We start from the raw sequence: 263 nt of genomic DNA, 5'->3' as shown, positions 1-263 counted from the left end.
CTGTCATTACACCATCCTGATTGTTGGCATTGGTATCACATACTTCGATGTTATCCAAATTGATTGGTGCAACTGGACTTGGGTTAACTTCTAATGTAATTGGCATCACGCTAAAACAACCCGTGTCTGGATCTTCGGCTCGTACATAAAGAATTTGTACAAATGGATTGATGTTAGTATAGTTCGTTGTCGATAAGGCATTATCGTTCGTTATCGCATTATCTTCAGTTTCATGGAAGGTAATAATGTAGTTTTCACCTCCT

General features: G+C 38.4%; 1 protein-coding gene. It reads right to left on the bottom strand.

Features of this window, described 5'->3' with window-relative positions; translation table 11 throughout:
- On the bottom strand, positions 1-263 hold a 263-nt coding region (locus G6042_RS00355), incomplete at both ends, for a hypothetical protein (protein WP_169522322.1).

Source organism: Flavobacterium solisilvae (assembly GCF_012911605.1).
Classification (GTDB): Bacteria; Bacteroidota; Bacteroidia; order Flavobacteriales; family Flavobacteriaceae; genus Flavobacterium; species Flavobacterium solisilvae.
The sequence above is the reverse complement of the archived record's forward strand: the minus strand, read 5'-3'. Positions and strand labels throughout refer to the sequence as shown.